The sequence below is a fragment of the Parasaccharibacter sp. TMW2.1890 genome (genome assembly GCF_023337645.1).
GTDB lineage: Bacteria > Pseudomonadota > Alphaproteobacteria > Acetobacterales > Acetobacteraceae > Bombella > Bombella apis.
The window spans coordinates 786,429-808,064 of record NZ_NWUV01000001.1; the positions used below are offsets into that span (position 1 = coordinate 786,429).

Consider the following 21,636-nt stretch of genomic DNA (forward strand, 5'->3'; position numbering starts at 1 on the left):
CTCAGGTCGTACGCCTTCTGAAAAGCGTCCGCCCTGCACTCAATGCTGCTCCACAGAAAGCCACGGCAGCGGCGGCTCCGAGACAGATGAACGCAGGATGAGGGAACAGGGTGAACAGCCCGGCGACCAGCAATGCCCCTGTCGTCTGCCCTGAAAGACGGGCCACGGAAAGCATCCCGCTTGCACCGCCCTCCCGGCCGGGAGGGGCTGTCACCATGATGGCCCGGTTGTTCGGTGGCTGGAAAAAGCCAAACCCCATGCCAGCCAGAAGCGTCCGCCAGGCAATGGCCGTGTTATCGGCATCCAGCGGCAGGGTACAGAGAAGGACAAAGCCAAGACATGTCACCAGCAGCCCAATGGAAGACAGCAGAGCTGCCGGAAAACGGTCGGCAATCTTTCCGACAATAAAAGACATCACCGCCACGCCCACAGCCCACGGTGCAATCAACAGACCGACTGTGGCCGGATTTTTATGAAAAGCCACTGCCAGCGTGAAAGGCATGGCCACAATATACAGGTTCGAAGCCACAAACCCACAGAAACTGACCAGACAGGCCAGCAGAAAGGGCACACGCTTCAGCAGGTCCAGCGGCACAATAGGCTCCTGCCGCTTTTTCTGCCAGCGCAGGAGAAGCCACCAGCTGACAAGGCTCCAGCCCGTCAACCCGGCACCCCAGCCCAGATCACCATGCATGAGGCTGTCCAGCCCGATCCCCAGCAGCGCGAAAGAGGCCACCGTGAGCAAGGAACCAGGGATATCGACCTTCACGTCGCTCCGCGGCGTTTTGGGCAGAGCCTTGCTGGCTAGAAGGATGGCAATGCCACCCAGCGGCAGATTCACCCAGAAAATCCAGGGCCAGGAGGCAATAGAGAGGATGAAGGAGCCGATGGTCGGCCCCAGCGCCACACCCAGGCCGATGAACAGCCCGTTGAGCGCAATCCCCTTGCCTATGAGCTTGTGCGGATAAATGAAGCGCACAAGCGCAATATTCACACTCATGATGCAGGAGCTGCCAACACCCTGAAGAGCCCGGGCAAGCGTCAGCTCCAGCATGTTCTGCGACATGGCACAGGCCACAGACGCAATGAGAAACAGGACAATTCCCAGCTGGCTCATCCGCCCGAAACCAACCCTGGCCCCAATGGCGGCCAATGGCAGGAGACAGGCCAGATTGGCCAGCTGGTAGGCATTGATGACCCAGATCGCCTGCGAAGCAGAAGAGTGGAGATCCGTTGCGATGGTGGGCAGGGCCACATTCGCAACGGAATAATCCAGGATCGAAAGCATCAATGCCAGAATGACAGATGACATCGCCTTGAAGCGTTGCATCCCGTAAAGGCCTGCGTGCCTCTCCGGGTCGTATTCTCCCTCAAGGCTAGGATCTGCCATCTTACTGCCCATTACCCTCTGGTTCTCCCAATTTACGCAGGGGCACCCCTGCAAAAAGATTCGCTTCGATCCGCTCCAGCGAAGCACCCTTCGTCTCCGGGACAAAACCCAGAGTAATCAGCACGAACAGGCCATTGAACGCTGCAAACAGGATGAAGGTCCAAGACGCACCCATCGCCAGCATCATCAGCGGGAAAATGCTGGAAACAACCCAGTTGGCCACCCAGTTTGTCACCGTGGAACAGCCGATACCAAAGTCACGGCCACGTGTCGGCTGAACCTCGGAGCACAGGGCCCAGACAAGCGGTCCCTCACCAATGGCAAAACCGGCCACAAAGACAAGGATCAGAGCACAGAGCAGGATGGAAGCGGCCAGGCTGCCACCACCAAAAGCCAGCACTGCACCGACACCAACCAGCGAGGCACCAACGATGACACAGCTCGTCAACAGCAGCGGACGACGGCCCCACCTGTCGGCGTATCGGATGGCCACACCTGTGAAAACCATGTTGGTCAGCCCGACCAATGTCGTGGCCCACACGGCAGCATTGGTCCCGAAATGGGCAGCTTCGAACACGCGCGGTGCGTAGTAAAGCAGGGCGTTGATTCCGCTCAGCTGCTGCATGATCTGGAGGGTGATACCCAGAAACACGGAACGACGGAAGTTCGGATTGCTGCGAAACAGCCCATATCCGGCATCACTGCTCTTGGAGAGGCGGTCGTTGATATCGGCCAGCTCTGCTTCCGCCACTTCCTCGTCAGAACGCAGCATACGCAGCACCTTGCGGGCACGCTCCGTATCACCACGCATCATCAGCCAGCGGGGGCTGTGCGGCAGAATCAGCACTACACCGAGGAACAGGGCCGCCGGAACGCCCATGATCCCGAGCATCCAGCGCCAGTGCCCACCTTCGGACAGGATGCTATCGGACACGAATGCCAGAAAAATCCCGAGCGTAACCATCAGCTGGTAGAAGGAAATCATGGCACCACGGGCCGATTCGACCGTGATCTCAGAAATGTAGAGCGGCGCTGCAAATGCTGCCACGCCAACAGCCAGACCAAGCAGGACACGCCCTGTGATGAGCAGGGCCACCCCGGGAGCAAACGCACAGAAAAGCGTACCAACCAGAAAAAGGATCCCAGCGCCCAGCATGGCACCCGGGCGACCAAAAGAAACGGAAATGCGACCAGCAAATGTAGCACCAACAGCAGCACCAGCCATCATGGACGACACGATCCACCCCTGCATGGCAGCACCAGCATGGAAATCAGTCGCAATGAACGGCAAAGCACCAGCGACAACGCCTGTATCCAACCCAAACATCAACCCGGAAAGGGCCGCAAGAATGCCAAGAAACGTAGCACGCCCTGTCGTCTTCTGAGACGAAGAGGCACCGCCCCCACTCCTGGCTGCCGGCGTTACTCCTACCATGATAACTCCTCATTCATAAAGGTCACACGCCCCTCCGGCATCGGGGCGTGCGGCGATTATGGACGTTATTGCTCCAAATTCAATAAATTATCGCTCATCCTGCTTCACGAATGGATTACGGCTCCCCCGCAGCAGAAGCCGGATCGGTGTGCCGGGAAGATGGAAGGTCTCCCGCAACCCATTTATGAGGTATCTTTTGTAACTGTCCGGCAGCTGCTCCGCCCTTGTGCCAAACAGCACAAAGGTTGGCGGGCGGCTTTTGGCCTGTGTCATGTAGCGTAACTTCAGTCGGCGCCCATCCACCAGCGGCGGCTGATGACGTTCCACCGCCTCCTCAAACCAGCGGTTAAGATCGCTCGTGCCCACACGGGCGTTCCAGACCTCGCTGGCCCTTCGGACGGCCGGCAGAAGGCGGTGCAGCCCCTCGCCTGTCAGAGCCGAGAATGTCACAACCTCGATCCCACGCATCTGCGCCAGTGAAATTTCGATACGATCAGAAATCGCCTTGCGTGTTGCCTGACGCTCCTTGACGGCATCCCACTTGTTGAGAGCAAGAACACAGGCTCTCCCCTCCCGCTCAATCAGACGGGCAATCTGGAGGTCCTGCTCATCAACACCACGATCTGCATCCAGAACCAGCACAACCACTTCAGCCATTTTCATGGCCTCAATAGAGGCGGAAACAGAGACACGCTCCAGCCCTTCCTGAACACGGGCACGCTTCCGCATTCCAGCCGTGTCAACGATTTCGATCGGCCCGGCCTCGTCCTCGAGCATGACACTGACAGCATCACGTGTCAGGCCAGCTTCCGGCCCCGTGATCATCCTCTCCTCGCCCAGAAGGCTGTTCAGAAGCGTTGATTTTCCAGCATTCGGACGGCCAATGATGGCAAGGCGCAGCGGTTTCTCTCCATCCTGCTCGGCGAGTGTCTCCTCATCCGGCAGAAGGCTGACGATCTCGCTCATCAGGTCGGCCAGTCCCTCACCATGTTCAGCAGACATGGCAAGCGGGGTTCCCAGCCCAAGAGAGAAGGCCTCCATGGCTGCTTCTGCACCGGCCCGGCCTTCGGCCTTGTTGGCAACGAGGAGGACAGGCCGGTTCTGCCGCCGCAACCAGTTGGCAAAATGTGCATCAGCAGGTGTAATGCCAGACCGTGCATCCACGCAGAAAACAACCAGATCAGCCTGTGCGATCCCCTGCTCGGACGAAGCCCGCATACGGCCAAACAACGTCTCGGGAGCTGCTTCCTCCAGCCCTGCCGTATCCACGAGCCGCACACGGCGACCACGCAGCATGGCCACGCCGTCCTTGCGATCCCGTGTCACACCGGGCTCGTCCGACACGATCGCCTGACGCCTCCCGACAAGCCGGTTGAAGATGGTGGACTTCCCCACATTGGGGCGCCCTGCGATAACGACGACAGGCAGCCTGCCTGTCCCAGCGGGATCAACCATAAGCGCGCAGAACACCATCTTCGCTCAGAACGAGCAGCTGTCCATCACAGACAATCGGCTGTACCTGGCAGGATGACGGTGTTTCTATCTTTCCTTCTTCCTGGCCCGTCCTGGCATTCACGATCACCATGCCACCACGGTTCATGCTGGAAAGACAGACAAGCCTGTTGTTCAGCATGATCGGTCCCATCCACTGGATGGGACCCTTCTCATGCTCCGGTTTTTTGAAACGGGGCAACTGTTTGACCCACCGTACCTGTCCCGTCACACGGTCCAAGCAGGCCAGCTGCTGGTCCAGGGAGATGAGATACAGCCATTCGCCACAAACACAGAGCGGCGACTGACCACTGACCTCCCGCTCCCACAGACGACGCCCCGAGCGCATGTCGATGGCCACAAGTACACGAGACAAAGATATGGCATAGGCTGTCCCGCCAACAACGACAGGCCCCCCACGCACGCAGGCGAAATCCAACATGGCGCCCAGCCCGTTGCCTCCGCCAAGGCTGTCACTCCAGACAACCTCGCCAGAAGCTGCACGCAGGGCCACCAGATCACCACTGCCGAAACCAGCCACCACAATGTCATTGACAATGGCCGGAGCCCCAGCCCCGAAGAGGGTCGTGCTGACATCGGTCGCCTGATAGGTCCAGCGCTGCTGGCCCGTTGCCGCATCCAGAGCGTACAGGCGGGCATCAATGGTCGTGAAAACCATCAGACCACCGACAACAGTCGGGGCGGAGCGCCCCGGCGTCCCGATATCCACGGCCCATTTCTGTCGACCCGTGGCAGCATCCAGCGCCAGGGCCTGCGCCACGCCATCAACGACATAAAGCGTATTCCCCACCAGGGCGAGGCCACCGCCAATATTGGTGGAACGGGTCTTGCGGGCTGGCTGGAGGTGCCAGAGCTGCCTGCGCTCCGGCCAGCTCCAGGCCCGGATGACGCCCTGGGCATCCACCGTGAACATGCGACCATCGCCAATCACGGGCGGGGACTGCAAGGCCCCTTTGCGATTGGGGACAAACGCCACCATGGAAAGCCAGCCAACCCGATTGACACCGGAGCCAACCGACTCACTCCATAGCTGTCGCGTACCATTCCAGACTGCATTGACCGCTTCATGCGACGCTGTCCGCCCTTCCTGCATCCATGCAGTGACGGGCTGTACGGCAGGCAGGGTGATGGGGGCTGTATCATGCGTGTCCACGGCCAGACCTGCCCCGGTTGACAGCACGTCAATCCGTCTGCCCGGCAGAACCGTTTTCTTCGGATCGTCCGAGAAGGCACCACAACCCGCCAGCCCCGTCATGGCAGCAAATGAACAGGCGCCCTTGAGAAGAGAACGACGGGAAGCCTTTACGCCCCCCATCCCCGGCAGTGAAGAAAAATGGCGGTTCATCCAGCCTCTCCCAAAGTCTGCAACAATAGTCCGGCCCGACGCCGTAAATCATCCGTGCTGTCCGCTGATGTCTGAACCTCCAGCAGCAGGCGGCGTGCCTCTGCCCGTTCCTCCGGTTTGGCATCGTCCCTCAGGTCCAGCACGGCCAACCCTTCCTTCGCCAGAGGGACCCAGCTTCCCCCTGTCTGAACGAGCGCCTGATAACCACGCCTCAGCTCATCCCTGGGAGCGATACCCATCCGGGCATTCAGGAGGCGATACTGCGCCATCAACGCCAGAGACCTTTCGGAAGCTCGATCATCCACCACCTGCTGCCACAGCTTCAACGCTGTGGAACGGTCATGATCCTGCTCTTTCAGCTCGGCCAGATACATGGCGGCATAGCTGCGTACACCCTGCGGGGCGGACTGGGCCAGATCCGAGAAAATGCCTTCGGCCTTCTGTCGTGCATCACTTTCAGCAGACGGCAGAGCATTCAGATCACCAAGAAGCTTCATGGCCTCGAAATAGCGGTCCGACGCCACGGCCTGAGCCGTATGGAGCCGGTGCTGCTGCCATCCCCATACACCACCGGCAACACCAGCCAGCACCAGAAGAACCACCAGCACGCCGCCCACACGGAGGGCCATGGATCTGAGCCGCAGGAGACGCTGCTCTTCTTCCACTTCCTTAATCAAATCGTCTGACACGCCATATCCTTGCTGGACCAATCATGATAATTCTGACACTCCTATAGCATGACGGACCAGCGGCAAACATCCTCCCCGACAAAAATTACCGCTCCAGCCCGCCCCCCCATCGTCAAGGTCATGATGATGCAGAAGGATGAGGGGCCCCGCCTTGCCCGCTGGCTGACCCATTATGCCTGCCTCTTCGGCATGGAAAATCTTCTCATCTTTGATAACGGATCGGAAGAGGTCACCACTCTGGCCCTGCTGGATGAAGCCGAACGATGCGGCGCCCATGTCCGGCGGGATCTGGATACGGCGTTTGATTTCCAGAACAAGGGCGGGCATTTCACGAACGTCATACGCTCCCTGAATCAGGATGCAGAGTATGATTTCGCCCTGCCGGTAGATTGCGATGAACTGCTCTGCGTTTTTACGGAGACCGGGCTTTCTCTAGGAAAGGCAGACATTCTGGCCGAGTTTGCACGCCTGAAGCCTTGGGGCTGCCCCTTCCGCATCGAGCTGAGCCTGTTCAACCTGCCTGGGGACGGACATGAAGGCTGGTACGCCCCCAACCGTCACTTTCACAAAGGCTTCGTGCCCGCCTACCACGACGCCACCATCGACAATGGACACCATGCCCCTGCTCTGGCCAACACCACGGATGTGAAAATGACACGTTTTGTCTATCTCCACAGCCACAACCGGCCCTATCAGGAAATGATCGACCTCTCCCGGGCGAAACTGATGCCCGAAATGGAGAGCCCTGACGATGTATTTGACCGGCAGAAGATTCTTGCTCACCTCTCCAGACCACACTGCCCGGGCAGTCATCTCTGCCACATGCTTCTCCGCTCCCATGACGAGTATGAGACTCTCTACCGGGATGAGGTTCACATCTATTTTCGTGAGGGCCTGCCCCTGATCCGTTCCCGGTCTGGCAGGCTTCATGTCTGGAACAGCCACGCCTATCTGGCCCGTCACCCTGATGTGGCAGGCTATGAATCAGGACCACTGGCCCATTATCTGATGTATGGCTTTCCCGAAGGACGCAGCCTCCACTAACCGGAAAGGGGCCCCTCCTGCCGGAAGAGCCCCTCTTTTCTCCCCTCAGGGCTGGAAGCTGATGGGACGCCCCACATTGCTGGTGACGATCTCATCATCCTGCATCACGACCTGCCCCCGGACGATGGTCCCCACGGGCCAGCCCGTGACGGTCTTTCCGTCATAAGGTGTCCAGCCTGCGGGAGAGGCGATCCAGTCATTGGTGATGGTCCGCTGCTTCTTCATGTCCACAAGGGTGATGTCACCATCGAACCCGACGGCCAGACGGCCCTTGTTCGGCAGCCCATAGACCCGGGCCGGACCAGCGGCCATAACGTCCACGAGCCGGGTCAGGCTCAGACGCCCTGCATTGACGTGATCCAGCATCAGCGGAACGATCGTCTGCACGCCCGTCAGGCCGGACGGACATTCCAGCCACGGCAGTTCCTTGGCCTCTTTGGGGTGCGGCGCATGGTCGGAAGACACCACATCCACCCGTCCATCCCGCAGGGCGGCCCAGCCTGCCTCAAAATGACGCCGCTCATTCCGCAGCGGAGGGTTCATCACGGCCTTGCCACCCAGACGCTCATAACAGCCCGGCCCTTCGTTGGTCAGATGATTGACCAGAACCTCCACCGTGGCATGACGGCGGTTTTCGCCCAGAAGAATGAACTCTTCTTCCGTTGAAACATGCAGGATATGGATGGGCCGCCCCGTCTTGCGGGACAGGGCCAGGATACGCTGCGTACCCCGAATGGCACATTCCGCATCCCGCCACTCGGCATGACAGTGGTAGGGCTGCCCCGGCTCGAAGAGCTTCCGCCGCTCCCGCAGGCGGTATTCATCCTCCGAGTGGAAGGACACACGGCGATGGCCGGAGCGCAGGACCGCCTCGATCCCCTCATCATCCTCGATCATGAGATCGCCGGTCGAAGACCCCGCAAAAACCTTGACGCCACAGACACCCTCTTCCTGCTCGAACTCGGCCAGAAGGGGCGTGTTCTCCCGGGTCGCACCAATATACATGGCGACGTCAATATTCGCCGTCTCCACGATATGCTGACGCTTCCAGTCCAGCATCTTCCTGTCCGTGATGGTCGGGTTGGTGTTCGGCATGTCAAACACAGCCGTGATGCCACCCAGAGCCGCCGCCCGGGTACCTGTCTCCAGCGTTTCAGCCTCCGGCTTGCCGGGATCACGCAGATGCACGTGAGAGTCGATCAGCCCGGGCAGGACATGCAGACCCGTGGCATCAATGACACGGTCAGCCTCATCACTGGCGGAAACGGACAGGGAAGCGATCCGCTGATCACGGATGCCGATGTCGGCCTGTGCCTCACCCCATGGAAATACGCACCGTCCATTACGGATTATGAGATCAAAATGCATGATGTCTCCCTGAAAAATCTGTCATCGTTTCATCACAGTGATGACCGGTTCTTACCCCTCTCCGGACCATTCATAAAGGGAGAGGGCGGCCTGACAGACATCTTCAGCCTTCAGGCCCTCCATGTTTCCGGCACCGGGCGGGCCGGGAGCCTCAACCACAGCCGTCCAGCGGCCAGAAGGCGCATATTCTGCGGCACGGCTGGGACCGAACAGGCCCAGCGTTGGCACGTCCAGAGCTGCTGACAGGTGCATCAGCCCTGAATCACTCCCGACAAACAGGCAGCAGCGGACCAGCAGGGCTGCAACCTGCGCCAGTGAATATCTCCCGCCAAGGTCCAGAGCCTCCGGCATGGCAGCCCGGGCCGGAGCGGCCAGCCTCGCCTCCCGCTCTCCCGGACCGTAGAACAGGACAGGACGCATCCCCTCTGCCCCCAGCCGGTCTGCAAGAGCCGCAAAAGATGAGGCAGGCCAGAGTTTCGTCTCCGTTCCTGCTGTCGGAGCCAGAGCCAGCCAGCGGATATCACCGGGCAGGAGGCGGGCGGCCATGTCCTGCTCCTCCGGTCCCAGCCAGACATGCGGACGGAAGGGCTGCCTGAAGCCCAGCGCCCGGGTCTGCTGCTCCAGCTTCAGCCCTGTCCGCCTGCCCCCCCTGACGACATGACGGGAACGGCTCCATACTCCATAGGCCAGAGGCGATGAACGGAGATCCACCACCACTTCCCAGCGATGGCGCACAACCTGCCACCACAGGGCCAGCCAGTGCCTGTTATGAGGCTTCTTCTCCACCACGATGATCCGCTCGCAACGGGGCATGTACCGGAACAGGTCCTGCACGGCCGGACCGCAGGCGATGGTGAATCGGGCCTGAGGATGACGCTCCATCATCCCGGCCAGCGCCCCCATGGCAATCACGGCATCACCAAGACGATGCGCCGTGATGAAGAGGATGCGTTTCACTCCTGCAACCAGATCGGGTCTGACAGGGTTGCGAGAAATTCGGCATGACGGGCCAGAGTGGCCTCATCCGGTGGTGGCATGGGGCGGGCCTTGCGACCCGTCACGGCCCTGCGCTTTCCCGCCCCACCCGGGCCGGCAGCCTGCTGCCGGTCACTGCCCAGACCAAGGCCACGCTGCCGCCCCCCGATCAGCTCCACATACACGTCGGCCAGCAGGCGGCAGTCCAGCAGGGCATTGTGGGTGCCACGCTCGGAGAGGTCGATCCCGAAACGGCGGCAGAGGGCGTCCAGATTGGCAGGCATCCCGGGGAATTTCTTCCGGGCCATGATGACGGTATCAATGGCCCGACTGTCATAATCCAGCACGGGACGTCCGGCCCGCTTCAGCTCCGCATTGATGAACTTGAAGTCGAACGGTGCATTATGGGCGATCATCTTTCCGTCACCGATGAACTCCAGGAACTCATCAGCAATGTCAGCGAAAAGAGGTTTCCCTTCCAGGTCCGCCAGCGTGAAACCATGCACCTTCGTGGCCTCGGGGGGAATGTCCCGTTCGGGATTCACCAGCACATGGAAATAATTCCCCGTCCGCAGGTCATTCACCAGCTCCAGGGCGGCAATTTCGATCACCCTGTCCCCGGTATCCGGGTCCAGCCCTGTCGTCTCGGTATCAAAAAGAATGGAACGGGTCATGTCATCGTCTTTCACGCATCTGCCACAGGGAGGCCAGAATGGCACGGACCTGACGGGCCGCACAGGCACGGGAGAGGCCCGTCCTTATCACGATATCGGCCCGGCGTCGCCGCTCCCTGTCCGGCATCTGCCGGGCCAGCAGGGCTTTCGCATCCGCCTCGCTCATCTGCCCACCCCTCCTGTAACGCCGCCGGATGCGGGACAGACGGACAGACAGCGGGGCCGACACCACCATGACGAGCGTACAGTCCCGATCCGCCCCCGTTTCCCACAGAAGGGGAATGTCCAGAACACAGAACGGCACCTGACGGGACCGGCAACGCCTCAGAAAAGCCTGTCTCTCCTGCCGGACCATCGGATGGATAATGGCTTCCAGCCGGGGCAGGACGATTGGATCAGCCGCTATGAGGCGACGCAGGACTGCCCTGTCCAGCACGCCATCATGCACGATGCCGGGAAACGCCTTCTGCAAGGCAGGAACCGCCCGCCCATGAGGGGCCTGAAGATGACGGACGCAGGCATCGGCATCAAAAACAGGCACACCCGCCCTGCGAAAGAGAGATGCCACCGTACTCTTCCCGGCGGCCATGCCTCCCGTCAGCCCCAGAACCTTCACGAACAGGCCCCGACCATCACCATGTCAGGAAAGGCCATGCCCGGCGAGGTCCTGCGCCAGAATGTCAAAACTGGCTTCATCGGCTTCCGGCAGTACACCGAACCACTCCTGAAACCCGGCCCGTGCCTGACAGATCAGCATGCCCAGCCCGTCCACGGTGCGGAAGCCACGCTCCTGCGCTGCCTTCAGCAGAGGTGTCTGCCGAGGCGTATAGACGATGTCCGTCACACTCAGCCCCTCCTGCCCCTTCTGCAGCAGGCTGGACCATGCCGTGTCATCACGTCCTCCCATGCCCAGCGATGTCGCATTGACGAGCAGATTCATCTCTCCCAGCCTGCTGGGCCAGTCTGTCCAGTCCAGCACGGTTCCAGCCCCCAGGGCCTGCACCAGAGCCTCGGCCCGGGAAGCTGTACGGTTGGAAATGAAGACCTCACAGCCACGATCCTGCAACGCTGCCGCTACGGCCCGGGCGGCTCCCCCCGCCCCGAGGATGAGAGCACGCCCTTCCAGCCTCACGCCATGAGCCAGAAGATTGTCGCAGAAGCCGGTGCCATCGGTGCAGTCGCCAATGACCCGCCCCTCCACAAAACGCAGCGTATTGGCTGCCCCGGCCCGGCGGGCCGTTTCTGTCAGTTCGTCACAGAGGCGGAAAGCCTCCTCCTTGTGTGGAATCGTGACATTCACCCCACGGAACCCCGCTGCCGCCAGCCCCTTCAGGGCCGTTTCCAGCTGCCCCGGCTTGACCGGCAGCGGCACATAGGCCCCGTTGACCTGATGCACCCGACACCAGTGGTTATGCAACATGGGAGACCGGGAATGATCGACCGGCCAGCCTATCACGCCAGCCAGTCTGGTCCTGCCATCAATCGTCACGCCATCTCCTTCCGTCTTTCCCAGAAGCGGGGCAGCAGACGGGCCAGACGCTCCGCCCAGAGCTTCTGCCCCACTTCATCACTGATGAGGTCCTGCCTTATCTCAATCTCAAGGGCTGGCAGATTCCGCCGTCCGGCGTGATAGGGCACGCTGTATTCATTCTGGCTGTTCAGCACATAAGGCTGGTTGTCCCCCACATGGAGGCCGCCTTCCTCCTCCAGCAATGTCCGCATCAGGCGGGCTGAGTGGGGGTCATGATCGTGCAGCAGCCCGATGTCCCACGGGCGTCTCCGCCCATCCTGCATGGCAGGAGTGAAACTGTGCAGGGACACGAACAGCGTCGTTTCCGGCTTCCGCCGGGACAGATGGCGTTCTATCTCATCGTGATAGGCATGGAGAATGGCCTCTTCCCGCTGCCGTCTCTCCACGGCTGACAGGCCCTGATTCCCCGGCACGGGCGCACCGTCACTGACGGGGGGAATAGAAGTCGGATGCCCGGCGGCCCGGTTGCAGTCGATCACGAGACGGGAATAGACCTGCTCCACAAGCAGGCAGCCGAGAGCCTGCTGGAGGTGCCTCCCCACTTCCCGGATGCCAATATCATAGGCGATGTGCCTGTCCCATTCATCCACGGGCAGGCCAAGATCACCCAGCCTTTCTGGCACGGCACGGCCCGCATGGTCGCTGATCATGACAAAAGGACTGTCCGTCACCGCTGCATGGACATGATAAGGGCGGGCCTCACTCTCCCCCAGAAGGGGCATGGCCTCAGTCTGCCTGTTCATCACGCCCAGCCTCACTCAACCTGATGAAGAAGGGAGCGGACCGTGCTGGCCGCAGCGGCGTCCTTCCACTCCACGCCACCATCAGAAATGGCCCGCACCTGCCCCTGGGCATCAATCAGCAGCGTCATGGGCAGTCCGGGTTCCCGAAGACTCTTCAGGAACGGATCCACAGCCTGACGCTCCGCCGTCCAGACGGGCAGGCCCTCGGCATGAAGACGGGGCAGGGCTGCCTGAACATGCTCCGGTGAACCACTGTCCAGAGCAACGGGGATCACGGGCAGATCGGGATTTCTGTCCAGAAAAGCGGCCAGCTGGGGCAGCTCTTCCCGACAGGGTGTGCACCATGTGGCCCAGAGATGCAGCATGTACGGCTTCCCCGCCTTCATGGGCAGGCTTGCCTTCGTGCCGCCCAGCCCCGCAATGGCCAGCGTGACCGGGGCTGACAGGGCCGGTTCCGGCTCCAGCTCCTGCAAACTCTGCAACGCTTCAGCCCGCACACAATTGTGCCACAGGCCCGCAGCCGCTACACTCAGCCAGCCCGCCAGAACGGCGCCTGTACGAATCTTTTTCCAGTTTCTGATCATATCGGTCCTCATGACGCACAATAATACCAGCAACGCCTCCCCTGCAAACAGACCCGCCAGCACGGACGCCGCCAATCCCCAGTGGGGTGGCCGTTTCGCCAGCGGTCCGGCAGCCATCATGGAGGAGATCAACGCCTCCATCGGGTTCGACAGAATTCTCTGGCGGCAGGATATCCGTGGCTCCCTCGCCCATGCTGCCATGCTCCGCAAGGTTGGCCTGCTGACAGAACAGGAAGAAGCCGAAATCCAGCAGGGTCTGGCCGATATTGCCACGGAAATCGAAGAAGGCCGCTTCGCTTTCTCCCCGGCACTGGAAGATATTCACATGAATATCGAGTCCCGCCTGTCCGAGCGGATCGGGGAAGCCGGAAAGCGGCTGCACACCGCCCGTTCCCGCAATGACCAGATTGCCACGGACTTCCGCCTCTGGGTCCGGGATTCCATCGACGGCATCGTGGAACAGACGGAAGCCCTGATGCGCACCCTCGCCCGCCGTGCACTGGAATATCATGACACCCCCATGCCGGGTTTCACCCATCTTCAGGTCGCCCAGCCCGTCACCTTCGGTCATCATCTGCTGGCTTATGTGGAAATGCTGGCCCGTGATGCCTCCCGCCTGCGTGATGCCCGCCGCCGGATGAATGAATGCCCGCTGGGGTCTGCCGCCCTGGCAGGCACGTCCTTCCCCATCGACCGGGACATGACGGCGCAGGCCCTCGGTTTCGACCGCCCGACGTCAAACTCACTGGACGCCGTGTCCGACCGCGACTTTGCGCTGGAATATCTGTCTGTCCTCTCCATGGAGGCCATGCATCTTTCCCGCCTTTCGGAAGAGATCGTGCAGTGGGCCTCTGCGGCCTTCAATTTCGTCCATCTGTCCGACGCCTTCACCACCGGCTCCTCCATCATGCCACAGAAGCGCAACCCGGATGCTGCCGAGCTGGTCCGTGCCAAGGTGGGCCGCATCACCGGCGATCTGATCGGGCTGCTGACGGTCATGAAAGGTCTGCCACTGGCCTATGCGAAGGACACGCAGGAAGACAAGGAACCCGTCTTTGACGCCACGACGGCCATCACCCTGTCCTTGGCCGCCATGGAAGGGATGATCCGGGACCTCAAACCAAACAAGGAACGGATGCGGGAGCTGGCAGGTGCTGGCTTCTCCACCGCCACGGACCTTGCCGACTGGCTGGTGCGGGAGCTGCGTCTGCCCTTCCGCACGGCCCATCATGTCACAGGGCGTCTTGTCAGTCTGGCCGAGCAGAAAGGCTGCGATCTGGCCGACCTTTCACTCGAAGACATGCAGGCCGTGGAATCAGGCATCAACAGGTCCATCTATGACGTCCTGACCGTGGACTCCTCCCTCGCCTCCCGCACCAGCCACGGCGGCACGGCACCAGCCAATGTGCAGGCACAGGCCAAGGGGTGGCTGGAACGGCTTGGACAGGCCTGAACGGAGAGATGATCATGCATCGGCTTCATTCCTCTTTCATGACGCGGGCCGTTCTGGCCCTCATGGGTGGCATTTTCCTGCTGGGACTGAGCGCCTGCGGCCGACCGGGGGCTCCCAAGCCTCCCGGCCCGTCTGAGAAAGTGACGTATCCGCAGATATATCCGCCAGAATGAAATGACGTGATTCTTCAGAAATCATGCGAGAGATTATCAAGAAAGGTGAAAGTGGGAGTTCCTGCTTTCACCTTTTCTCATGATTACAGGGCATTGACCGCAAAAACTGGCTATTTACCAATAAGCATGACTGATAACAGATAAAAGATTTTCCTTTCTTCACGCTTTATCAAGATGACCTTCCTAGAGTGACCCTGCAATCTGCCTTGTTCAGGATGGAGTGGTCATGATGGTAACGCTGACAGAAATCATTCTGAAGGATCCAGCCCGTTATGAGTACATGCGGGCTGGCAACACGACTCCCTTCTGGGTTTCTCCTGCCATGAAAACAGAACTTCGCCTGCTCGGCCCGACAGGCAACGTCATACCCTGCCAACACCACCACAGGGGATGGTTCAACTTCCTTCTCCCCGCTGAAACACCTCATGTCTTCCTGGACATGACGGCCACTACCCTGCTGGATCAGACCATCAGAGACGTGATCCTGTTCATGGGGGCTCAGGAATGGTCTCTACCCGTTCCCTCTGCTCTCACCCGTTCTCCCAGACAGAGCAACCAGGCCAGAACTGCCTGGGTCGGCCTCCCACCCATGCCCCGCTGGGTACGGGGGCTCTTCTGCGTGCATCTTGAACCTGTGGTTCTTGAACGGGACAGATTAAACGCTGCCTGAACAGGCAGTCTCCCCCAGTCAGAGGGTCAGGACCAGGCCATCCCGGGCTGGGCGGACGTCTTCGGGCAGGCTTTCGCAGAGCTGGCCGTAATCCATGTCCGGCCCCATGTGGGTCAGGACCGTATGCCGGGGCCGGAACTGCTGCCGCCATTCCATGACACGCCCCAACCAGCCATGAGATGGATGTGCCTCCCGCTGGAAGCACCCGACGACCCAACAGGACAGGTCATGCAGAACGGCCTGTGATTCTGTGGGGAAACTCTCAACATCCGTACAATAGGCAAACGACCCGAGACGCAGGCCGAGACTTGTCGTCCAGCCATGCTTCTGCGGGAAGATGCAGCCTTCCAGCGGGCCGACCTTCAGCGGGCCATGGGTGGGAATTTCCTGCACGTCAAAAGCAGGACGATAGAAGGTGCCTCCCTCCCACGGCCGGAAAGCATAGTCGAAACGCTGCCGCAGCTCGGCCAGAACCTCTGCCGTGGCCAGAAGCTGGATCGGCCGACCGATCACACGATTGACAGCCCTCAATTCATCCAGCCCACCGATATGGTCACTGTGAGCGTGCGTGTAGAACACGGCATCAATATGGGTCAGCCCGTTTGCCAGCATCTGCTGCCGCAGGTCTGGCCCACTGTCGACCAGAAGACGGAACCCCTCATGCTCGATCACGATGGATGAACGCAGACGGCGATTCCGCCTGTCTGTCGGATCGCACGCACCCCAGAGGCCCGTTCCGGCCCCTTCCTCACCCCCGATCATGGGGACGCCAGCGGAGCCACCACAACCGAGAATCGTGATCTTCATACGGCTACCCGTGTGAAGAGACGCCGTGTGTTGGCTTGCGTAATCTCCACCAGCCGCTCACCCGTCAGACCACGTTCTTCGGCCAGACGAGCCGCCGTATGCACGACATAGCCCGGCGTGTTCGGCTTGCCCCGCTTGGGAACGGGGGCCAGAAAAGGACTGTCTGTTTCCACGAGGATACGGTCCTCCGGCGCATGACGGGCCACGTCCCGGATTTCTTCACACTTCTTGAAGGTCAGAAGCCCGGAAAAGCTCAGGTACCCCCCCAGCTCCAGAGCGGCTCCGGCCAGCTTCGGACCGGAGGCAAAGCAATGGATCAGAAAAGGGAAAGCCCCCTTCTCATGCTCGTCCCGCAGAATGGCGATGGTGTCATCATCCGCCTGTCTCGTATGGATGACCAGCGGCAGACCCGTCACACGGGCTGCCTCGATATGACGGCGGAAGGATGCATGCTGGACTGGTTTTACCTCCTCCGTGCCATGAAAATAATCAAGGCCAGACTCTCCGATGGCCGCTACCTGCGGAGTCTCAAGCTCTGCCAGCATGTCATCAAGACTGGGAAGAACCTCCTCATGGGCATGATCGGGATGTGTGCCCAACGCACACCAGATACGCAGGTCCGGACTGTCATGCTCCGTCAGGGCCTTCTGCCTGGCCCGTTCTGACCAGCGTGTCCCGATCGTGACCATTCCCGCCAGACCAGCCTGCCGGGCAAAATCCAGACTGGCAGGGAGGTCTTCCAGACGGTCCAGATGGCAGTGCGTGTCAATCAGCCCCTTCATGCGTCCTTCTCTTCCTCCACGAAACGGGGGAACAGACCTTGTGGCTTGGGCAGGGTACGCCCACCGGGCAGTGGTGTTTCCAGCGCAGCGATATGACGCTCGCCCTTCTCCACACCCAGCTGGTCCAGCATCTTCTCCATCGTATCTGGCATATAGGGCTGGAGGAGCGTCGCCACGGTACGGATCACATCCACCAGAACCCGCAGCACATCCGCCATGCGGGCCGGATTTTCCTTCTTCAGCACCCAGGGGGCCTGCCGGTCGATATAGGCATTGGCCTCCCGGATGAGCTTCCAGATATCTTCCAGCGCATCACTGATGGCCAGACGCTCGATATGCGTGCGTGTGAGAGACGGCAGCAGGGTGGCCTGGGCCAGAATCTTCTCATCATCCTCTGTCAGGGCACCACGTTCCGGCAGGACACCCTGAAGATTGCGGGCCACCTGACTGAGCGTCCGCTGGGCAAGATTGCCAAGGTCGTTGGCCAGTTCGACATTCATCCGTGTGATGAGGGAACGGCGGCTGAAATTGGAATCCCCACCAAAGGGCACTTCCCGCATCAGGAAGAAGCGCAGCTGGTCCAGCCCGAACTCATCGGCCAGAGCCTTGGGGTCCAGCACGTTGCCGAGAGACTTGCTCATCTTCTCACCCTCGACCGTCCACCAGCCATGAGCGAAAACCCGTTTCGGCAGCGGCAGACCAGCAGCCATAAGGAAGGCCGGCCAGTAGATGCAGTGGAAGCGTATGATCTCCTTGCCCACCACATGCACGTCGGCGGGCCAGTGAACATGCCGGGGATCCTTCATGTCCGGGTAACCAACGGCTGTCAGATAATTCGCCAGCGCATCGAACCAGACATACATGACATGGTCCGGGTCACCCGGCACCTCCACGCCCCAGCGGAAGCTGGTCCGACTGATGGAGAGGTCCCGCAGCCCCTGCTTCACGAAGCTGACCACCTCCCGTTTCGGACCATGCGGGCCGATGAAATCGGGATTTTCTTCATACAGCTTCAGCAGCCTGTCCTGAAAATCGGAAAGGCGGAAAAAGTAGGATGGTTCCCGCACCCACTCCAGCGGCGCACCGGAAGGTGCCGTCCGGCTGCCGTCGGGATGCCGGGTGATCTCATCCTCACCGACAAACATCTCATCCCGGGTGGAGTACCAGCCTTCATAGGCATCGAGATAGATATGACCATTTTCGGCAACCTTCTCCCAAAGGGTCTGGGCTGCCTTCTTGTGTCGGGCTTCTGTCGTGCGGATGAACTCATCCGTCTGGACCGCCATGTCCTTCTGCATCTGGCGGAAGCTCTGGGAGATGCGGTCCGCAAAATCCTGCGGAGGAACATTCTGCGCCTTTGCGCTCTGCTCCACCTTCTGTCCATGCTCGTCCGTCCCGCTGACGAACAGAACATCGTTGCCATCCAGCCGATGGAAACGGGCGATCACATCACAGGCGATGGAGGTATAAGCGTGGCCGATATGCGGCGCACCATTCACATAGAAAATGGGAGTCGTGATGGTGAAATGCCGCTTCATGATCTATCTGTCCTGTCGTCCAAATTTTACCAAAACCCACAACCGGGCCTGCTACCCCTGGCGGGCCAGAGCAAGGACTTCCCGGATGGCCTCGGCCCTGTCAAGGCTGAAGCGCTCACTCTGCATCCGCATCTGCCCCAACCGCCCGGCCCGATCCGCCATGAGAGCTGCCCGGGGCAGATCTCCCGCAAAGGCGGCATCCCGTGCCTGACCGGCCAGTGCCTCGCCTAGCAGATCGCACACTAACGCAAAACCCTCTGCTTCACGAGCGATCTGGCTGACGATCACCCAATTTTCATGATCCAGCTCTTCACCGGCCAATGCCCGCTCCACCAGCCCGGCACAGATGCCGTCCCGGTCCTGTGCCAGAAACAGGGCACGACCGGGAGACCCATGGGCACGGTGCAGGACATCATCCGGCACGTCAGGCAGAACGGCCTTCATGTCAGCCTCATCCAGCCCGGCCAGGGCCAGCACACGGCAACGGCTCCGCAATGTCGGCAGCAATGTGCCCGGTGAAGAGGTCGTCAGGAAGAGAGCGGTCTTCGGAGGAGGTTCCTCAAGAATCTTCAACAGCGCATTGGCGGCAAAACGGTTCAGACTTTCCAGCCCGTCCACGACCACGACCCGCCAGCCACCCTCCGTGGCCGTGTGATGCAGAAAATTCTGGATGGGCTGGACATCAGCAACCGTGATCTCCCCCTTCAGCTGTCCCTTGCGGGGGTCCATCTTCCGGGCAATCGTCAACAGATCTCCATGCGTCCCCGCAGAGATGCGCCGTCCAGCAGGACTTTCCAGATCGCTGCCCCCCAGCAGCCTGCGGGCCAGATGGAACGCCAATGTCACCTTGCCTACACCGGACGGGCCAGAAATCAGCCACGCATGATGCAGCCTGCCAGACGCAAAAGACTCTTCAAACTGCTGTATGGCCGCCTGATGCCCATACACATGGGCTGCCAGACGTGGTTCAGGCGGAGGCCCCCTCACGCAGCGCCCTCTCCAGCCATATGCTGCCGCACGAGAGCGTATAGGTGCGCCTGCACCTCTTCCAGCGACTGGCTGGCATCAACCCGCCGGATGCGGGCAGGATCCTTCTCGGCAATATCCTGAAAACCAGCCCGCACACGCTGATGAAACTGCATCTGCTGTCCCTCGTACCGGTCCAGCTTTCCACCCCGCCGGTAAATACGCTGACGGGCCACTTCGCAGGGCAGGTCCAGCCATAACGTTACATCAGGCTCTCCTCCCACGACCTGCCGCAAGGAGCGGATATACTCCAGAACTTCTGCCCGGCCCTCTCCGATTCCATACCCTTGATAGGCCCATGTGGAATCATGGAACCGATCACAGAGGACGATTTTCCCTTCTGCCAGAGCCGGTCGGATTGCCTTGGCGAGGTGATCCGCCCGGGCCGCCATATGAAGCATGATCTCCGCCTGCCAGCAGAAACTCTCCTCCCCAAAAAGGAGCAGGTTCCGCAACGCCTCGGCTGCTGGCGTCCCACCGGGCTCTCTCGTCTGGAAAACCGGGAAACCTGCGCCTTCCAGCTGCTCGGAAAGGCGGGCCAGCTGCGTGCTTTTGCCCGCACCTTCCCCCCCTTCCAATGTAATGAACACTCCCCCGGTCTTACTGCGGAGCATGACCGAACCGTGACAGGATCCGCCCTGCAAAGCCAAGCTCACCGACCGGGGACACCGTATAAAGTGGTGAATAGACCCTGGGCTGACCTGGCAGGCCAACGGAAACATGGCCAGACTTCTGCCCTGCTGCCACCGGTGCCGGAATGGGGGACGGATAATCCACGCTGATCTGCACTTTCGAGGACCAGCCGACAGGGATGGTCAGGCTGACATCCTCCGCAACAGCCAGACCAACCGTGCGATGCTCCCCATTCCACACGGCAGCGGCCGGCTCCACAACCTGCCCCTTGTGCAGCAGCTGAACCGTCTCAAAACTGGAGAATGCCCAGCTCATCAGCCGCTCACCCTCATGAGCACGCTCATTGGTAGAGGCAGTCCCATTGATGACGACAATGACACGGTTGCCGTTCCGTTCTGAACTGGCACACAGGCCAAACCCCCCTGCATCGGTATGGCCAGTCTTCAGACCATCAGCCAGCCCCTTGTCGACCAGCACATTGCGGTTCCCCTGACGGATATGGTTGAAGGTGAATTCCTTCTCCCCGAAGAACCCGTAATAACGGGGGAAATCACGAATGAGATGCTGCGCCAGCATGGCCACATCCTGAGCGCACATGTAATGGCTGGCATCCGGCAGGCCGGTCACGTTCATGAAATGAGAGTTGCGTAAGCCAATGCGCTGGGCTGCCTCGTTCATCAAGGCCACGAAACGCTCTTCAGACCCCGCAATCCCCTCCGCCAGCACGACACAGGCATCATTGCCGGACTGGATGAGCATGCCACGGATCAGATTCTCCACGCTGACAGAACTGCCAAGCGGGACAAACATGCGGGAACCTTCCATCTTCCAGGCCCTGGAGCTGACAGGGAATTCCTGCTCCAGCCGGATACGCCCGGAGGCCAGAAAAGCAAAAACGACATAGGCCGTCATCATCTTGGTAAGGGATGATGGCGGCATCCGCTCTTCCGCATTGCGACTCAGCAACACCGTCCCCGTCGTGCTGTCGAGAATATAGGCCCAACGGGCAGAGGTCGGCATGGGGCCCATTGGAGTCACGGCATCCCCCACGACCGAATCGGTGGCCGGACCTGCTTCCTTCACCTGCCCTGCCGGACGCCCCCGCCCCTGCCTGTGCAGCCCGGCGGCCTGCCCGGCCCGTGATGATGCCAGCAGGGAACATGCCGTAAAACCGGCAACTCCCCCCATGAGAGAACGTCTTGTCTGCACGTCAATCCCCGCACTGCATGCCCGCCATACCGGCGGGGCCTTCATGAAAAAACCT

The 21,636-nt window shown here is 60.6% G+C and carries 21 protein-coding genes; 3 read left to right on the plus strand and 18 right to left on the minus strand.

Annotation, left to right across the window (positions count from 1 at the left end; genetic code table 11):
• Position 1: 1 nt before the first annotated feature.
• The 5 genes from CPA54_RS03450 to CPA54_RS03470 form a co-directional block, all read right to left on the minus strand.
• Positions 2-1,390, minus strand: coding sequence for an MFS transporter (locus CPA54_RS03450; RefSeq protein ID WP_043561164.1), 1,389 nt, complete (start codon positions 1,388-1,390; stop codon positions 2-4).
• Between the two features lies 1 nt (position 1,391).
• Positions 1,392-2,825: a sugar porter family MFS transporter gene (locus CPA54_RS03455; RefSeq protein WP_043560006.1), complete on the minus strand. Its 1,434-nt coding sequence runs from the start codon at positions 2,823-2,825 to the stop codon at positions 1,392-1,394.
• Positions 2,826-2,912: 87 nt separating this feature from the next.
• Positions 2,913-4,280 (minus strand): ribosome biogenesis GTPase Der, encoded by a 1,368-nt coding sequence (gene der, locus CPA54_RS03460; RefSeq protein WP_043560004.1) that lies wholly within the window; start codon positions 4,278-4,280, stop codon positions 2,913-2,915.
• On the minus strand, positions 4,273-5,682 hold the full coding sequence (locus tag CPA54_RS03465) for a PQQ-binding-like beta-propeller repeat protein (RefSeq protein WP_227449706.1): 1,410 nt from the start codon (positions 5,680-5,682) through the stop codon (positions 4,273-4,275). Before CPA54_RS03465 ends, der begins: the two co-directional genes overlap by 8 nt.
• Entirely contained in the window at positions 5,679-6,371 is a 693-nt protein-coding gene (locus CPA54_RS03470) for a tetratricopeptide repeat protein (RefSeq protein ID WP_143539930.1), read from the minus strand. Before CPA54_RS03470 ends, CPA54_RS03465 begins: the two co-directional genes overlap by 4 nt.
• Positions 6,372-6,491: 120 nt before the next feature.
• Here CPA54_RS03470 and CPA54_RS03475 point away from each other — a divergent pair, with 120 nt between their 5' ends.
• On the plus strand, positions 6,492-7,415 hold the full coding sequence (locus CPA54_RS03475) for a glycosyltransferase family 2 protein (protein WP_248460714.1): 924 nt from the start codon (positions 6,492-6,494) through the stop codon (positions 7,413-7,415).
• A gap of 45 nt (positions 7,416-7,460) precedes the next feature.
• Here CPA54_RS03475 and CPA54_RS03480 read toward each other — a convergent pair whose 3' ends face one another.
• The 7 genes from CPA54_RS03480 to CPA54_RS03510 are packed head-to-tail and all read right to left on the minus strand — an operon-like array spanning position 7,461 to position 13,290.
• On the minus strand, positions 7,461-8,783 hold the full coding sequence (locus tag CPA54_RS03480; RefSeq protein ID WP_081563482.1) for a dihydroorotase: 1,323 nt from the start codon (positions 8,781-8,783) through the stop codon (positions 7,461-7,463).
• A gap of 51 nt (positions 8,784-8,834) precedes the next feature.
• On the minus strand, positions 8,835-9,740 hold the full coding sequence (locus CPA54_RS03485) for a glycosyltransferase family 9 protein (protein ID WP_249085532.1): 906 nt from the start codon (positions 9,738-9,740) through the stop codon (positions 8,835-8,837).
• A complete protein-coding gene (gene dnaQ, locus CPA54_RS03490) occupies positions 9,737-10,432 on the minus strand; it encodes a DNA polymerase III subunit epsilon (protein WP_081563201.1) in 696 nt (231 codons plus the stop codon). The genes CPA54_RS03485 and dnaQ overlap by 4 nt, the downstream gene beginning before the upstream one ends.
• 1 nt (position 10,433) lies before the next feature.
• On the minus strand, positions 10,434-11,048 hold the full coding sequence (gene coaE / locus CPA54_RS03495; RefSeq protein ID WP_249085533.1) for a dephospho-CoA kinase: 615 nt from the start codon (positions 11,046-11,048) through the stop codon (positions 10,434-10,436).
• Positions 11,049-11,072: 24 nt separating this feature from the next.
• A complete protein-coding gene (locus CPA54_RS03500; protein WP_249085534.1) occupies positions 11,073-11,921 on the minus strand; it encodes a shikimate dehydrogenase in 849 nt (282 codons plus the stop codon).
• Complete coding sequence (locus CPA54_RS03505) at positions 11,918-12,706, minus strand: N-formylglutamate amidohydrolase (RefSeq protein WP_043559992.1); 789 nt, start codon at positions 12,704-12,706, stop codon at positions 11,918-11,920. The genes CPA54_RS03500 and CPA54_RS03505 overlap by 4 nt, the downstream gene beginning before the upstream one ends.
• 11 nt (positions 12,707-12,717) lie before the next feature.
• On the minus strand, positions 12,718-13,290 hold the full coding sequence (locus CPA54_RS03510) for a TlpA disulfide reductase family protein (RefSeq protein WP_249085535.1): 573 nt from the start codon (positions 13,288-13,290) through the stop codon (positions 12,718-12,720).
• A 10-nt stretch (positions 13,291-13,300) separates the two neighbouring features.
• Here CPA54_RS03510 and argH point away from each other — a divergent pair, with 10 nt between their 5' ends.
• Together argH and CPA54_RS03520 are read left to right on the plus strand one after the other, a co-directional pair.
• Positions 13,301-14,743, plus strand: a complete 1,443-nt coding sequence (gene argH / locus CPA54_RS03515) for an argininosuccinate lyase (RefSeq protein WP_081563486.1) — start codon at positions 13,301-13,303, stop codon at positions 14,741-14,743.
• A 399-nt stretch (positions 14,744-15,142) separates the two neighbouring features.
• On the plus strand, positions 15,143-15,586 hold the full coding sequence (locus CPA54_RS03520) for a hypothetical protein (RefSeq protein WP_043559988.1): 444 nt from the start codon (positions 15,143-15,145) through the stop codon (positions 15,584-15,586).
• Between the two features lie 18 nt (positions 15,587-15,604).
• Here CPA54_RS03520 and CPA54_RS03525 read toward each other — a convergent pair whose 3' ends face one another.
• The 6 genes from CPA54_RS03525 to CPA54_RS03550 are packed head-to-tail and all read right to left on the minus strand — an operon-like array spanning position 15,605 to position 21,626.
• Entirely contained in the window at positions 15,605-16,393 is a 789-nt protein-coding gene (locus CPA54_RS03525) for an MBL fold metallo-hydrolase (protein ID WP_081563203.1), read from the minus strand.
• Positions 16,390-17,175 carry a TatD family hydrolase gene (locus CPA54_RS03530; RefSeq protein WP_103765573.1) on the minus strand — a complete coding sequence of 262 codons (786 nt, stop codon included), beginning with the start codon at positions 17,173-17,175 and terminating at the stop codon, positions 16,390-16,392. The genes CPA54_RS03525 and CPA54_RS03530 overlap by 4 nt, the downstream gene beginning before the upstream one ends.
• The gene (gene metG / locus CPA54_RS03535) at positions 17,172-18,713 is read right to left on the minus strand and encodes a methionine--tRNA ligase (RefSeq protein ID WP_043559982.1); all 1,542 of its coding nucleotides are present in this window, start codon (positions 18,711-18,713) and stop codon (positions 17,172-17,174) included. The genes CPA54_RS03530 and metG overlap by 4 nt, the downstream gene beginning before the upstream one ends.
• 51 nt (positions 18,714-18,764) lie before the next feature.
• Positions 18,765-19,700, minus strand: coding sequence for a DNA polymerase III subunit delta' (locus tag CPA54_RS03540; RefSeq protein ID WP_181005210.1), 936 nt, complete (start codon positions 19,698-19,700; stop codon positions 18,765-18,767).
• The gene (gene tmk, locus CPA54_RS03545; protein WP_086431437.1) at positions 19,697-20,353 is read right to left on the minus strand and encodes a dTMP kinase; all 657 of its coding nucleotides are present in this window, start codon (positions 20,351-20,353) and stop codon (positions 19,697-19,699) included. Before tmk ends, CPA54_RS03540 begins: the two co-directional genes overlap by 4 nt.
• Positions 20,340-21,626, minus strand: coding sequence for a D-alanyl-D-alanine carboxypeptidase family protein (locus CPA54_RS03550; RefSeq protein ID WP_043561153.1), 1,287 nt, complete (start codon positions 21,624-21,626; stop codon positions 20,340-20,342). The genes tmk and CPA54_RS03550 overlap by 14 nt, the downstream gene beginning before the upstream one ends.
• Between the last annotated feature and the right edge of the window lie 10 nt (positions 21,627-21,636).

Bases quoted from the DNA above. Each gene is read 5' to 3' on its own strand.
- CPA54_RS03525 (WP_081563203.1), bottom strand. From the start codon at position 16,393: ATGAAGATCACGATTCTCGGTTGTGGTGGCTCCGCTGGCGTCCCCATG.
- tmk (WP_086431437.1), bottom strand. From the start codon at position 20,353: ATGCTCCGCAGTAAGACCGGGGGAGTGTTCATTACATTGGAAGGGGGG.
- CPA54_RS03455 (WP_043560006.1), bottom strand. From the start codon at position 2,825: ATGGTAGGAGTAACGCCGGCAGCCAGGAGTGGGGGCGGTGCCTCTTCG.
- CPA54_RS03520 (WP_043559988.1), top strand. From the start codon at position 15,143: ATGATGGTAACGCTGACAGAAATCATTCTGAAGGATCCAGCCCGTTAT.
- der (WP_043560004.1), bottom strand. From the start codon at position 4,280: ATGGTTGATCCCGCTGGGACAGGCAGGCTGCCTGTCGTCGTTATCGCA.
- argH (WP_081563486.1), top strand. From the start codon at position 13,301: ATGACGCACAATAATACCAGCAACGCCTCCCCTGCAAACAGACCCGCC.
- CPA54_RS03465 (WP_227449706.1), bottom strand. From the start codon at position 5,682: ATGAACCGCCATTTTTCTTCACTGCCGGGGATGGGGGGCGTAAAGGCT.
- CPA54_RS03530 (WP_103765573.1), bottom strand. From the start codon at position 17,175: ATGAAGGGGCTGATTGACACGCACTGCCATCTGGACCGTCTGGAAGAC.
- metG (WP_043559982.1), bottom strand. From the start codon at position 18,713: ATGAAGCGGCATTTCACCATCACGACTCCCATTTTCTATGTGAATGGT.
- CPA54_RS03480 (WP_081563482.1), bottom strand. From the start codon at position 8,783: ATGCATTTTGATCTCATAATCCGTAATGGACGGTGCGTATTTCCATGG.
- CPA54_RS03505 (WP_043559992.1), bottom strand. From the start codon at position 12,706: ATGAACAGGCAGACTGAGGCCATGCCCCTTCTGGGGGAGAGTGAGGCC.
- CPA54_RS03475 (WP_248460714.1), top strand. From the start codon at position 6,492: ATGATGATGCAGAAGGATGAGGGGCCCCGCCTTGCCCGCTGGCTGACC.
- CPA54_RS03450 (WP_043561164.1), bottom strand. From the start codon at position 1,390: ATGGCAGATCCTAGCCTTGAGGGAGAATACGACCCGGAGAGGCACGCA.
- CPA54_RS03550 (WP_043561153.1), bottom strand. From the start codon at position 21,626: ATGAAGGCCCCGCCGGTATGGCGGGCATGCAGTGCGGGGATTGACGTG.
- dnaQ (WP_081563201.1), bottom strand. From the start codon at position 10,432: ATGACCCGTTCCATTCTTTTTGATACCGAGACGACAGGGCTGGACCCG.
- CPA54_RS03510 (WP_249085535.1), bottom strand. From the start codon at position 13,290: ATGATCAGAAACTGGAAAAAGATTCGTACAGGCGCCGTTCTGGCGGGC.